The 13,311-nt window shown below is 56.2% G+C and carries 6 protein-coding genes; 5 read left to right on the top strand and 1 reads right to left on the bottom strand.

Annotation, left to right across the window (positions count from 1 at the left end):
• The first annotated feature begins 1 nt into the window (after position 1).
• The 5 genes from PAEVO_RS16205 to PAEVO_RS16185 are packed head-to-tail and all read left to right on the top strand — an operon-like array spanning position 2 to position 11,566.
• On the top strand, positions 2-1,654 hold the full coding sequence (locus tag PAEVO_RS16205) for a (2,3-dihydroxybenzoyl)adenylate synthase (protein ID WP_100538463.1): 1,653 nt from the start codon (positions 2-4) through the stop codon (positions 1,652-1,654).
• 21 nt (positions 1,655-1,675) lie between these two features.
• Positions 1,676-2,662 (top strand): isochorismatase family protein, encoded by a 987-nt coding sequence (locus tag PAEVO_RS16200; protein ID WP_100538462.1) that lies wholly within the window; start codon positions 1,676-1,678, stop codon positions 2,660-2,662.
• A 15-nt stretch (positions 2,663-2,677) separates the two neighbouring features.
• Positions 2,678-9,907 (top strand): amino acid adenylation domain-containing protein, encoded by a 7,230-nt coding sequence (locus PAEVO_RS16195; RefSeq protein ID WP_100538461.1) that lies wholly within the window; start codon positions 2,678-2,680, stop codon positions 9,905-9,907.
• Positions 9,891-10,118 carry an MbtH family protein gene (locus tag PAEVO_RS16190; RefSeq protein WP_100538460.1) on the top strand — a complete coding sequence of 76 codons (228 nt, stop codon included), beginning with the start codon at positions 9,891-9,893 and terminating at the stop codon, positions 10,116-10,118. The genes PAEVO_RS16195 and PAEVO_RS16190 overlap by 17 nt, the downstream gene beginning before the upstream one ends.
• A complete protein-coding gene (locus tag PAEVO_RS16185; protein ID WP_100538459.1) occupies positions 10,115-11,566 on the top strand; it encodes an MDR family MFS transporter in 1,452 nt (483 codons plus the stop codon). The genes PAEVO_RS16190 and PAEVO_RS16185 overlap by 4 nt, the downstream gene beginning before the upstream one ends.
• Positions 11,567-11,838: 272 nt before the next feature.
• Here PAEVO_RS16185 and PAEVO_RS16180 read toward each other — a convergent pair whose 3' ends face one another.
• On the bottom strand, positions 11,839-13,227 hold the full coding sequence (locus PAEVO_RS16180; RefSeq protein ID WP_100538458.1) for an RsmF rRNA methyltransferase first C-terminal domain-containing protein: 1,389 nt from the start codon (positions 13,225-13,227) through the stop codon (positions 11,839-11,841).
• Positions 13,228-13,311: the final 84 nt, after the last annotated feature.

Below are 13,311 nucleotides of genomic sequence, written 5' to 3'. Positions count from 1 at the left end.
GATGTTGACAGGTTGTAAGGCTTGGCCGGAGGAGTTTGCCGCCCGCTACCGGGAGGCAGGCTGCTGGCAGGGCGAAACCTTCGGTGAGCTCCTGCGGAAGCGGGCGGCAGCGCACGGGGAGCGGATTGCGATCGTGAGCGGCGATCAGCGCATAAGCTACGCTGAGCTGGACAACCGGGTGGACCGCTTGGCAGCGGGATTTCTTAAGCTCGGAATTAAAGCACAGGAACGGGTTATTATTCAGTTGCCGAATATCGCTTCATTTTTCGATACGATCTTTGCGCTGTTCCGCATCGGGGCAATTCCGGTTTTCGCTCTGCCTGTCCACCGCCGGAGCGAAATCGTATATCTATGCGGCTTCAGCGAAGCTGCCGCTTATATTATTTCGGATCAGGATTCGGGATTCGATTACCGTGACTTGGCAGCTCAGGTTCAGGCATCGGTTCCTTCGCTGCGCCATGTCATCGTTGCAGGCGACCCGGGCTCCGGGTCATTTCTATCCCTGGATGACCTGTATCTTGATGATTCGGGCAGTCCTTCACGCGGATTAGACGAGGAAGGTCCAGATTCTGGCGATGTCGCGTTCCTGCAGCTGTCCGGCGGGACGACCGGACTGCCGAAGCTGATTCCGCGCACGCATGACGATTATATTTACAGCTTGCGCATGAGCGCCGAAATCTGCTGGCTGGATAAGGAAAGCGTTTATTTGGCGGTGCTGCCCGTCGCGCATAATTTCCCGCTCAGCTCGCCGGGCGTGCTGGGGACGCTGTATGCCGGGGGAAGGGTGGTTCTCGCCCGATCAGCGAGTCCGGATGCGGCCTTTCCGCTGATCGCCTCCGAGGGCGTCACGATCGCGGCGGTCGTCCCGCCCCTGGCCTTAATCTGGCTTGAAGCGGCACCATCCCGCTCCGAAGACCTGTCCAATCTGCAGGTGCTGCAGGTAGGCGGGGCCAAATTCAGTGCAGAGGCGGCCAACCGCGTGAAAACGGTGCTGGGATGTAGGCTGCAGCAAGTGTACGGGATGGCGGAAGGCTTGGTGAACTATACCCGGCTGGATGACCCCGAAGACATAACGGTGCATACGCAGGGGCGTCCCATGTCCCCGTACGATGAAGTGAGGCTGGTCGATGAGGATGACGCCCAGGTAGCTCCCGGCGAAGTCGGGGAATTGCTGACACGGGGACCTTATACGATTCGCGGCTACTATAAGGCGGACAAGCATAACGAGAAGGCTTTTACATCAGACGGTTTCTATCGAACGGGTGATCTGGCGAGCATGACACCCTCAGGATATCTGGTGATCGAAGGTCGTTCCAAGGACCAAATTAACCGCGGTGGCGACAAGGTCGCGGCCGAGGAGGTCGAGAACCATCTGCTAGCCCATCCGAGCGTGCACGATGCCGCCGTGGTCGCCATGCCGGACGAGTATCTGGGCGAGCGGACCTGTGCATTCGTTATCGTTCATAACGGTACGGTTAGCGGCAATGAGCTGAAGGTGTTTCTCAGAAATAGAGGGCTCGCTGCGTACAAAATCCCGGATCGGGTGGAATTTATGGATTCCTTCCCCCACACAGGTGTCGGAAAAGTAAGCAAAAAGAAGCTGCGGGAGCTTGCGGCGCAGAATCAGGACGCACGGGTGAATATTTCAAAATAACATAGAAATGAGGAGATATTAATGGCACTTCCTAAGATTTTACCTTATCCAATGCCAGGGGAGGCAGACCTGCCCAAGAACAAGGTGGCATGGACGGCGGATCCGAATCGTGCCGTGCTGCTCATCCATGATATGCAGCAATATTTCATCGACGCGTTTACACCTGATCAATCGCCTGTCGTGGAGCTGCTCACCCATATTCAGAAGCTGCGTTCCTGCTGCGCAGAGCTTGGCATTCCCGTGATCTATTCGGCGCAGCCCGGGGGCCAGGCACCGGAGCAGCGCGGTCTGCTGCAGGATTTCTGGGGATCCGGCATCAACGACGGTCCCTACCAGAAAAAGTTCGTGGATGCGGTCGCGCCGTCGGAACAGGATATGCTGTTAACCAAATGGAGGTACAGCGCCTTCCAGAAAACCAATTTGCATGACATCATGCGCGAGCAAGGCCGCGACCAGCTGATGATCTGCGGGATATACGCTCACATCGGCTGTCTGCTGACCGCCAGCGAAGCTTTTATGAAAGACATCCAGCCGTTCTTCATTGCGGATGCCCTTGCGGATTTCTCGGAAGAGAAGCACCGTCTGGCACTTGTTTATGCTGCCGAACGCTGTGCCGTTACGCTGACCACGGAACGCTTAGTTGCTTCGTTAATAACGCAAGAGCAGCGTTTTGTCTCGGAGCATTCTAAAGCTCCAAGCGGGGAGGCAAATACCGTGGATGCTGCGAAGGGGCAATCGCTGCTGACGCTGCAAACCTTGCGGGAGAACGTAGCGGAATTGCTGCAGGAACAGCCCTTGAGCATCGGTGAGGATGACCATTTGATTGAATACTGGGGACTGGATTCCATTCGCATCATGAGTTTGGCCGAGCGATTCCGGCGTGAAGGCTTGGATATCAGCTTTGTGGAGTTGGCCGAGCAGCCGACACTGGCAGGCTGGTGGGGATTGCTGTCGGATAAGCAGAACGTGTGCGTGTCACCGCCCAATTATGATTACTATACGGTGTAAAAGGAGGGAATGGATATGCTTGAGCAGAAGAGGGAGCGCTGGTCGCTGTCCGGCGCGCAGCTGGGGATTTGGTATGCCCAGCAGCTGGACCCGGACAATCCGATATTTAACACGGCGGAATGCGTTGAGATTCGAGGACCTGTAGATCCGGTTCTATTCGAGAAGGCTTTGCGTCAAGTGGTGGGGGAGGCTGAAGCCTTGCATGCCCGCTTCGGCGAAGATGAAGACGGTCCTTGGCAGTCGATCGATCCATCTCCTGACTGGCCTCTTTATGTGATGGATGTGAGCGGGAAAGAGGATCCTCATCTTGCTGCCCAAAGCTGGATGGAGCATGACCTTGCCCAAGCCATCGACCTATGCCGAGGACCGCTGTTTACGGAGGCGCTGTTCAAGATCGCCGCCGATCGCTACTATTGGTACCAACGCATTCATCATATCGTGATTGATGGATTCGGCGTATCGCTTCTGTTGCAAAAAGTCTCCCAATTCTACACGGAATTAACAGGCGGAGTATCTTCCGGCATTGGAGCGTTCGGCAGGTTCCGGACGATCCTGGAAGAAGATACGTCATACCGCATGTCGCAGCAGCTCGACTCGGATCGCCAATTCTGGTTGCAGCGCTTTGCCGATGAGCCGGAGGTGGTCAGCTTAGGGGGACAGGCACAGCGTTCGGCACGGAGCTTCTTGCGCCGTTCGGCTCAGCTTCCGACCTCTTCGACGCTTCGCTGGCAGGCGGCTGCGCAAGCTGCAAGGACAAGCTGGCCGGATGTGATTGCGGCTGCAGCAGCCCTGTATGTACATCGTATAACAGGCGCTGAGGAGGTTGTGCTTGGATTGCCGGTGATGTGCCGCTTAGGTTCGTCATCCATCCGCATTCCGGGCATGGTCATGAATTTACTGCCGCTCCGGGTGCGCGTTAGGCCCGATATGAGCCTGATCGACCTGCTGCAGGAGGTCGCACGGGAGAATCGCGAGATCAAGCGGCATCAGCGCTACCGGCATCAGGACATCCGGCGCGATCTCAAGCTGCTTGCGGACAACCGCAGGTTATTTGGACCGCTCGTGAATGTGATGCCTTTTGCAGAGGAATTGAATTTTGGCGGTTTCGGCGGCAGCGTCCGCAATCTTGCGTCCGGTCCCGTGGATGATTTGACGATGAACGTGTATGGCGGATTGGGCGGGAACGGGCTGAGAATCGATATGGATGCCAATCCGCTGATCTATAGCGCAGAGGAGTTAGAATCCCATTTACATCGCTATTTGTATTTGCTGGACAGCTTGGCCGAAGCGGAGCTGATGGATCCCGTCGGGAGCTTGGCCTTGATTTTGCCGGAAGAACGCGAGAAGGTGCTTTTTCAGTGGAACGATACGACCCGTTCCTTGCCGCAGCTAAGCGTACCGCAATTATTTGAAGAGCAGGCTGCACGTACTCCTCAGGCGGAGGCGGTCATATGCGAAGGGTTATCCCTTCGTTACGAGGAGTTAAATAGGCGAGCGAATCGCCTGGCCCGTTTGCTTATTGCCCGTGATGTAGGGCCAGAGCGGATCGTGGCACTCTCGCTTCCGCGGTCGGTGGATATGATTGTTGCCATCCTCGCCGTGCACAAGGCTGGGGCGGCTTACTTACCGTTAGATCCGGATTATCCGGACGAACGTATCGCTTATATGCTTGAAGATGCGAAGCCGGCATGCTTGATAACAACACAGGAACTGGCTGGAAGTTTCGCAGCTGTCATGGAAGACAAGAACGTGGTCGTGCTGGATGCTCCGACTACTCTCCAGCGATTGGAGCGGCAGGCGTTTCATAATCCTGTCGATACTGATCGCATACGTCCGCTGCTGCCGCTTCACCCGTCTTACGTGATCTATACCTCTGGATCAACCGGTCGGCCAAAGGGGGTCATGCTCACGTTCGAAGGTCTTGCTAATCTGCTGTCGGATATGCGCGGGCGTATGGGAATCGGGGAGCGGGACCGCTGGCTGTCGGTCACCACGATGTCATTCGATATCTCGGTCATGGAGGTGCTGCTGCCGCTGGCATGCGGTTCGACGCTCGACATCGTGATGCGGGATACCATTCTCGACGCATCGGCGCTCATACGCCGAATGCGGGAGACGGGGACCACCGTCATGCAGGCGACCCCGACGTTATGGCAGTCGATTGTCGCTTGCCGTCCAGGAAAATTTGAACGGCTCAAAGTCATTACCGGGGGCGAGGCGCTGCCGGTCGGTCTTAAGCTTGCGCTCCAAGATCTGAACTGCGAAGTGAACAATCAATATGGTCCGACGGAGACAACGATTTATTCGACGGCGGCCAAACTCGATCATGAACGGGAAAAGCCATCCATCGGGGGACCGGTGTGGAATACGAGACTGTATGTGCTCGATTCTTCACTTTCCCCGGTTCCGCCAGGGGTAACGGGCGAGCTGTACATTGCGGGCACTGGGCTTGGCCGGGGCTATTTGGGAAGATCCGACTTGACGGCGGAACGGTTTGTCGCGGATCCCTTCGGTCCTCCCGGGTCCAGGATGTACCGGACCGGCGACCTTGCCCGCTGGCTGGAGAACGGCTGGATCGATTATTTGGGACGTGCCGATCATCAGATCAAGCTGCGCGGCTTCCGGATCGAGACGGGGGAGATTGAGTCCGTGCTAGTCACTCATCCGGCAGTGGAGCAGGCCTTTGTCATGATTCGCGAGGATCGGATCGGTGATCGCCGGCTAGTGGCTTATATCGTCCCGTCGGCAGCAGGGACAGACCCCATCGATACCGCAGATTTACGGAATTACGCCGCAGAGAAACTGGCCGAGTATATGGTGCCTTCTGTGATCGTTGCCCTTGAAGCGCTGCCGCTCACGCCGAACAAGAAGGTGGATCGCAAAGCGCTGCCCGTGCCTGATGTTCGGTTGGCGGCCGGGCGTATGCCGCGAACGCCGCAAGAGGAAATGCTTTGCACGATTTTTGGCGAGGTGCTGGGCTTGCCGAGGGTTACCATCGACGATGATTTCTTCGAGCTTGGCGGTCATTCCCTGTTAGCCGGCCGGGTCATGGTCCGTATCCGGGAAGCTTTCGGCGTAGAGCTCAGCATTGGCAGCCTGTTTGAAGCGTCAACGGCGGCGAGTCTCGTCAAGCGGCTCGATCATGCGCAAGCGGCAAGACAGGCTGTGCGTCCTGCGGCAAGGGGCGAGCGCTTGCCGTTGTCGTTTGCCCAGCAGCGGTTATGGTTTTTATACCGGTTGGAGGGTCCGAGCCCGACCTACAATATTCCCCTTGTGGCCCGCTTGTCAGGTGAACTCGATCTGGCAGCGCTGCGAATGGCACTGGGTGATGTGGTGGCTCGTCATGAGTCGCTGCGCACGGTGTACCCTGAAAATGATGGGGCCTCGTATCAGCACATTTTGGATGCCGAGGGGACACGACCGAAGCTGATGGTGACCGAGATCAGCGAAGCAGAGCTTGCGGATCGATTGGCCGAAGCCGTTAGGTACCGTTTCGAGCTTGCAGCCGAAACTTCCCTGCGGGCTGAATTGTTCCAGCTGGGCGATCAAGAATTTGTACTGCTGTTGCTGCTGCATCATATAGCGGGAGACGGCTGGTCGCTTACCCCGTTGACGCGGGATCTATCGGATGCCTACGCAGCACGGTGCCTGGGGAGTGAACCGACATGGACTCCGTTACCGGTACAATATGCGGATTATGCCATTTGGCAGGAGAAGCTGCTTGGCAGCTCGGGCGATGAGAACAGCCTGATTGCCCGCCAGCTGGAATATTGGACCGGAGCGCTTTCCGGCTTGCCGGAGCAATTGGAGCTGCCTACCGACTATCCGAGGCCCGCCGTGGCCAGCTATCAGGGCGGAAGCGTACCGTTTCCGATATCCCGTGAGCTGCATCAGCAGTTGAATGCGCTCGCGCAGAACAACAGGGCGACTTTGTTTATGGTGTTTCAGTCTGCGATGGCTGCGCTGTTTACGAAGCTGGGCGCAGGGACGGACATTCCGATCGGTAGTCCCGTCTCGGGTCGGAATGACGACCATCTGGATCATTTAATCGGTTTCTTTATCAATACTCTTGTGTTTCGTGTGGACACGTCGCAAGACCCGCCGTTCGATGAGCTGCTGCAACGGGTTCGGGAAAAGAGCCTGGCAGCCTTCGAGCATCAGGATGTGCCGTTCGAGCGGCTTGTCGAGACACTGAACCCGCCGCGTTCCCGGGCGAGGCATCCACTCTTCCAAGTAATGCTCGTGCTGCAGAACACGCCGGAAACTTCGCTTGAGCTTCCGGGAATCACCTCGAGGCTGCAGCTGCAAAGCGTGGGCACGGCGAAGTTCGATTTAACCTTCGAACTGACCGAGCGGCGTGATAGGAACGGCGAACCGGACGGAGTGGACGGCTTCATTGAATTCAGCTCGGATTTGTTCGAGCGCAGCACGGCGGAAGCGATGGCGGAACGATACGTGCGCATATTGGAAAGTGCTGTCATTGAACCGAGTAAAACCATCAGCAAACTGGATGTTTTAACCGCTCATGAACGGGAAGAAATCCGGCGACAATGGAGTGCTCCGCTGCCGGTCACCGAGCAGGCAACCTTGCCTCAGCGGTTTGAAGCGCAGGTCAGCCGCTCGCCTCAATCGATTGCGATTATCCATGACGGCCAGTCTCTGAGTTATGAAGAGCTGAACGAGCGCGCCAATCGGCTGGCTCACTTGCTGATTGCATCAGGCGTCGGCACGGAGCAGATCGTAGCTCTCGCCCTGCCGCGTTCGGTGGATATGGTCATCGGCATTCTGGCCGTGCTTAAAGCGGGAGCCGCTTACCTTCCTCTGGATCCGGAGTACCCGGAGGATCGATTGGCTTACATGATGGAGAATGCTTGTCCGGTATGCGTTATTACGAGCATTCACCTGATAAACCAGCTGCCGAGTTACGCACGATTCATGCGTGTTGTCGTCGATGAGCCTGAACAAGCTTTGCGATTGCAGGGTTATTCCAAGGAGAATCCAAGCGACCGCGAGCGCCTCGGGCTGCTTATGCCGCAGAATGCCGCTTATATCATTTATACTTCCGGTTCCACCGGCAAACCGAAGGGCGTGCTCGTGCCGCATCAGAATGTCATCCGGCTATTCGACTCTACCCGGCATTGGTTTCAATTTGATGAGACCGATGTATGGACTTTATTCCATTCGTATGCCTTCGATTTCTCGGTATGGGAAATATGGGGGCCGCTCTTGTACGGCGGTCGGCTCGTCGTTGTTCCGCATACGGTCAGCAGATCGCCTGAAGAAATGTTAAGCTTGCTGGTCCGGGAAGGCGTGACTGTGCTGAATCAGACTCCGTCGGCGTTCTATCCATTGATTCAGGCGGATCGGGAGCAGGCGGGGATAGGGCAGAAACTGTCACTGAGGTATGTTGTATTCGGCGGCGAAGCTTTGGAGCTTGGACGGCTCACGGATTGGTATCGGCGTCATGCCGACGATGCCCCGCGTCTGATCAACATGTACGGTATTACGGAAACCACCGTGCATGTCAGCTATAAGGAATTGAATCAAAGCCTTGCGCTGCCGGGAGCAGGCAGCCTGATCGGTGAATCGATTCCGGATCTGCGGGTATACGTGCTCGATGCCAGGCTCCAGCCCGTTCCGTATGGTGTTATCGGGGAAATGTATGTTGCCGGCGCAGGATTGGCACGCGGGTACTGGGGTCGTCCCGACCTTACTGCCGACCGGTTTGTGGCGGATCCATACGGTCCGCCGGGGACAAGAATGTACCGAACCGGCGACTTGGCAAGACGGTTTGCTGACGGCACCCTGGATTATTTGGGACGGTCCGATCACCAGGTGAAGATACGCGGCTTCCGGATCGAGCTTGGCGAGATCGAATCGGTCCTCATCCGTCATGTGGCACTCTCGCAGGCGGCCGTCATGGTGCGTGAGGATCAGCCCGGAGACCAGCGGCTTGCAGCTTATGTTGTCGGCAAGCCCGGTGAGTCGCTTTCGGGTACGGAGCTGCGCCGTTATGTCGCCTCGCTGCTTCCTGATTACATGGTTCCATGGGCATTCGTATGTATGGACAAGCTGCCGCTTACACCTAACGGAAAGCTTGATCGCAAAGCGCTGCCGGCTCCCGATATGGCGCCAGATGCGGATGGGCGCAATCCGCGAACGCCGCAGGAGGAAGTGTTATGCGAGCTGTTTGCCGAAATACTCGGCGCCAAGCGGGTCGGCATCGATGACAGCTTCTTCGAGCTCGGCGGCCACTCTTTGTTGGCGGTCCGGCTCATCAGCCGGGTTCGCGAAGCCCTTGGCAAAGAATTAAGCATAGCAGCTTTATTCGAAGCGCCTACCGTAGCGGGACTTGTCGACAAGCTTGAGATGGGCGGCGGCAACAGTGCGCTGCAGGTCGTGCTTCCGCTTCGGTCGCATGGAGATCAAATTCCGCTGTTCTGCGTGCATCCGGCAGGAGGATTAAGCTGGTGCTACGCCGGTTTAATGAAGCATCTCGGCATGGATTATCCGATATACGGCCTGCAGGCAAGGGGAATTGCCCAGGCGGAGGAGCTGCCGGAATCACTGGAAGAGATGACGGCAGATTACATCAATCATATCCGTTCCCTTCAGCCAACGGGGCCATATCGACTGCTCGGCTGGTCTTTGGGCGGCAATGTCGCTCAGTCCATTGCGGTACAGCTGCAGGAAGCGGGTGAAGACATTGAATTGTTAGCCATACTGGATGCTTATCCAAGTCATTATTTGCCGATCAAGGATAAACCCGATGAAGATGAGGCTTTGACCGCGCTGCTGGCGCTTGGAGGCTTTGACAGGGAAAGCATTGAAGCGGGTCTTGGGGACGCGCCGTTAACGATAGCGGCCGCCCTTGAATTGCTGCGTAACGAGAGCAGCGCGCTCTCGTCCCTTGAGGAAGAGACGATCATGAATTTGAAGACAACCTATGAAAATTCGGTTCAATTGTTAAAGGCTTACGTTCCGAAGCGGTTTGAGGGAGACATGTTATTCTTCCACTCCACCATCATCCCCGATTGGTTCGACCCCATTGAACCGGAGATGTGGGAGCCTTATGTGGGCGGCAACATCGAGCGACACGACATCGAATGCCGGCATAAGGATTTATGCCAGCCGGGTCCACTGGATTATATCGGCAAGTGCATTCTAAGCAAGCTTGAGGAAATGGCATCTAAAACAGAGACAACAACGGACAGGAGGGAACTCATCCATGACCAATCCTTTTGAGCAAGCCGACGGCAAGTTTCTTGTACTGATGAACCATGAGGGCCAATATTCGCTCTGGCCGGGTTTCGCGGCTATTCCGGTCGGCTGGAATCAGGTTCTGGGACTTACCACACGGGAGGAATGCGTCTCCTATATCAACGAGAACTGGGTCGATTTACGGCCGCGGAGCCTGTATGCCGGCGCCGGGTCAATACCGGAACCTAGGTCATGAGCCATGGGCTGAATCCGAAAAAGGTATTATGCATCGTCTATGTGGCAGCGATGTTTGTGGTTGCTATGGACGCCACCGTGCTGAACGTGGCGCTTCAGACGATCAGCCGGGAGCTTGAAGTTCCGCCTGCGGCATCCGGGGTTCTGAATGTCGGTTATTTGGTCAGCTTAGCCATCGTTCTGCCGATGGCGGGCTGGCTTGGCGATACATGGGGAACCAAGCGAACGTTCCTCTTGGCCCTGGCTCTTTTCACGGGTGCATCCGTATTGTGCAGCTTTGCTGACAGCTTGGCAACGCTGACCCTGTTTCGCGTGATCCAAGGCATCGGCGGCGGCTTGCTGACCCCCGTCGGCATGGCGATGTTGTTCCGCATGTTCCCGCCGGAGGAACGCGCGAAAATCTCCCGGGCTCTCATCCTGCCCATTGCGATTGCGCCTGCAGTCGGACCGATTGTGAGCGGTCTGCTCCTAGAGTATTTGACCTGGCGGTGGATCTTCTACGTGAGCTTGCCGATTGGTTTTCCCGCGCTAGTGTTCGGTCTATTCTGGCTGAAGGAACATCAAGAGCCGGATGCCGGCAAACTGGATGTGCCGGGTTTGCTGCTGTCCGCGCCGGGTCTTGCGCTGGTCATGTATGCCCTGAGCCAGGGTCCGCTGCATGGGTGGAACGCCCCGCAAGTATGGAGCGCCGGCTTGGCAGGCATCCTGCTGCTTGCTGCGCTGGTGAGGGTAGAGCTAAGAACTCCAAAACCGCTGTTGGATTTGCGGCTGCTAGGGAATCGCTTGTTTCGGACGACGGGTTTCATCGCGATGTGCGCTTCGGCAGGGTTGCTGGGTATGCTGTACGTATTCCCTTTGATGTATCAGAACGCCCTGCATGTGTCCGCGCTGGATACGGGGCTGACGACGTTTCCCGAAGCCATCGGACTTATGGTTGCCTCGCAGCTCGTACCCTGGACGTATCCAAGACTCGGTCCAAGACGGGTGATCATGATGGGATTGGTGGCCACCGCGTTTATCTTCATCATGCTAAGCTTGGTAGATGCCGGGACGAATCCGTGGTTTATACGGGTGCTGCTGTTTGGCGTGGGAATTTTCCTCGGGCAAACGGTGGGAGCTGTTCAGATTGCGGCCTTTGCCACCATCCCGCCTGCTTCGATGGGACGCGCTTCGACCTGGTTCACGGTGCAGAACAGGCTTGGTCCTGCGATAGGGCTGGCCGTTCTGTCAGGCATCTTGGCTGCCGTTGGTACGGGGACTATGAGCGCGACAGGGGAGGTGGAGCCGAATCTGATGGCATATCGAGCAGCATTGCTCGGGGCTGCAGGCTTCCTGCTCATCGGTGCTGGAGCGGCGTTATGGATTCGGGATGCCGATGCGGCGTCTACGTTTCGTAGACCATCCGCCTCGAATCCAGCGAAGGAACGGACGGCCCCGGTCGAGAGCTGAACGTAAGGGATTGCAAGATATGAATGAGGAGTTTGGGATTTAAGCATTGAGCGAAAAAAAAGCATGTCATGTGAGGAGAATCGGACCTACCGGAAAAAGCTGCTGCCGTTTAGAAGTTAAGGATGCAGCCTATGATGAGTAACAAAGGGTTTGGTTAGGTGGATATAGTGAAGGCTGTCTCTCTGTTTGTTTATGCAGAGAGACAGCCTTTTTTACGCGTTTGAACGTATGTTATACATGGTTATGTTCCATCGGTATTCGGTTCGGAAGGGTTACTTGGGATTTCGCAAGCCTTTGGGCAGGTGATTCTTGAGCTGTCCGCCGCTGGCTTTGCCCCAACCCAGAGGTAATCCATCCGTGGTCACCAACGTCCATCCCCGGTATTCGGAAGGAATGGAGAGCACCTCTCCCCGCAAATAAGCAGCTATCTCGGCTGAATCTGAAGGCAGATCCCAGCTGCGGGCAGCTGGGCCAGGATGCAAGGACATGGCGAGGGCATGTGCCGGTTCGATTCGGTTCTTCTTCAGATGAGCCAGATGCAGACCTGCACGAGGCATCTTCAATCCTTTTAGCTGCTTGTCATTCCATGCCAAGCTCTCACTGACCGGAAGCCAGTACAGTTCCTCACCGAACAATATCGGAGTACCGCCGTTAAGCTCAAATCCTGGGATGTCCTGCTTCGCCCAATCTTGAAATGCAGTCAGGGCGGAAAGCGCAGGCGTGTGTTTGCTGCCTCGGTTTGATTTAGCCGGGAATTTACTGCTGACCGCAGAGTAACCGAGGTCTTCATTTAAAGCTTCGGGAGCCGCCGATTTGACCAAGATAGCAACAAAATGCCCCTCCCCCCGCTCCAAGTGGGGCCACAAGCGCTTCATTTCACGCAGCTCCATATCGGGATACTGCGAAAGAATGTGCTCAATCATCTCTTCATTCTCCGCCGTATTGAACGTACAGGTGGAATAAGCCAGGGTTCCTCCCGGTTTGAGCATCCGGTACGCCTCCTGGACAATGTCCCACTGCCGGGCAACGCACAGATCCACATGTTCAGGAGACCATTCCTCAATCGCAGCGGCATCCTTTCGAAACATGCCTTCACCGGAGCATGGCGCATCAAGCATGATCCGGTCAAAGCAGGCAACGAAATGGCGGGATAGCTGATCCGGTGCCGCACTCGTAACGACGGTATTCATAATTCCCATACGTTCCACGTTCTCGGCCAGAATCCGCGCCCGTTCGGGATGGATCTCATTGGAGACAAGCAGTCCCCTGCCCATCATCTTGGAGGCAATATGGCTTGTCTTGCCGCCAGGAGCTGCCGCAAGATCCAGGATGGTCTCTCCGGGCTGAGGGTTCAACAGCTCGACCGCGGACATTGCCGAGGGCTCTTGAATATAATATAGTCCAGCAGCATGATAGGGATGTTTGCCTGGACGCAGGCTTTCATCATAATAGTATCCGGTGTCACACCAGGGGACCGGCGTCAGCTGGAATTGCCGGATGAGGTTTTTTACGCTGTCTGCGGCATGAACCGCTTTCAGCTGGTTAAGACGCAGCCCGTGGGTGCGGGGCAAATCGTAGCTGTCCCAAAAATCGCACGAGGCATCCCCGAGAATATCATTCATGCTGGCGACAAAGCCAACAGGCAATAGTTCCTTTCTCATTCGTTATATTGCTCCTTCTTTAGAATAAGGTACATGCTGTAGTTAAAGGCAAAAAACCCAGTTCAGAGTTCTTTTTTTCTCTGG

Origin of the sequence: Paenibacillus sp. GM2FR, assembly GCF_002803325.1 — a bacterium.
Lineage (GTDB): Bacteria > Bacillota > Bacilli > Paenibacillales > Paenibacillaceae > Paenibacillus_AQ > Paenibacillus_AQ lautus.
Note: the sequence above shows the minus strand (reverse complement) of the source record. Positions and strands in the feature narration are given on the sequence as shown.

Bases quoted from the DNA above. Each gene is read 5' to 3' on its own strand.
- PAEVO_RS16205 (WP_100538463.1), top strand. From the start codon at position 2: ATGTTGACAGGTTGTAAGGCTTGGCCGGAGGAGTTTGCCGCCCGCTAC.
- PAEVO_RS16200 (WP_100538462.1), top strand. From the start codon at position 1,676: ATGGCACTTCCTAAGATTTTACCTTATCCAATGCCAGGGGAGGCAGAC.
- PAEVO_RS16185 (WP_100538459.1), top strand. From the start codon at position 10,115: ATGAGCCATGGGCTGAATCCGAAAAAGGTATTATGCATCGTCTATGTG.
- PAEVO_RS16195 (WP_100538461.1), top strand. From the start codon at position 2,678: ATGCTTGAGCAGAAGAGGGAGCGCTGGTCGCTGTCCGGCGCGCAGCTG.
- PAEVO_RS16180 (WP_100538458.1), bottom strand. From the start codon at position 13,227: ATGAGAAAGGAACTATTGCCTGTTGGCTTTGTCGCCAGCATGAATGAT.
- PAEVO_RS16190 (WP_100538460.1), top strand. From the start codon at position 9,891: ATGACCAATCCTTTTGAGCAAGCCGACGGCAAGTTTCTTGTACTGATG.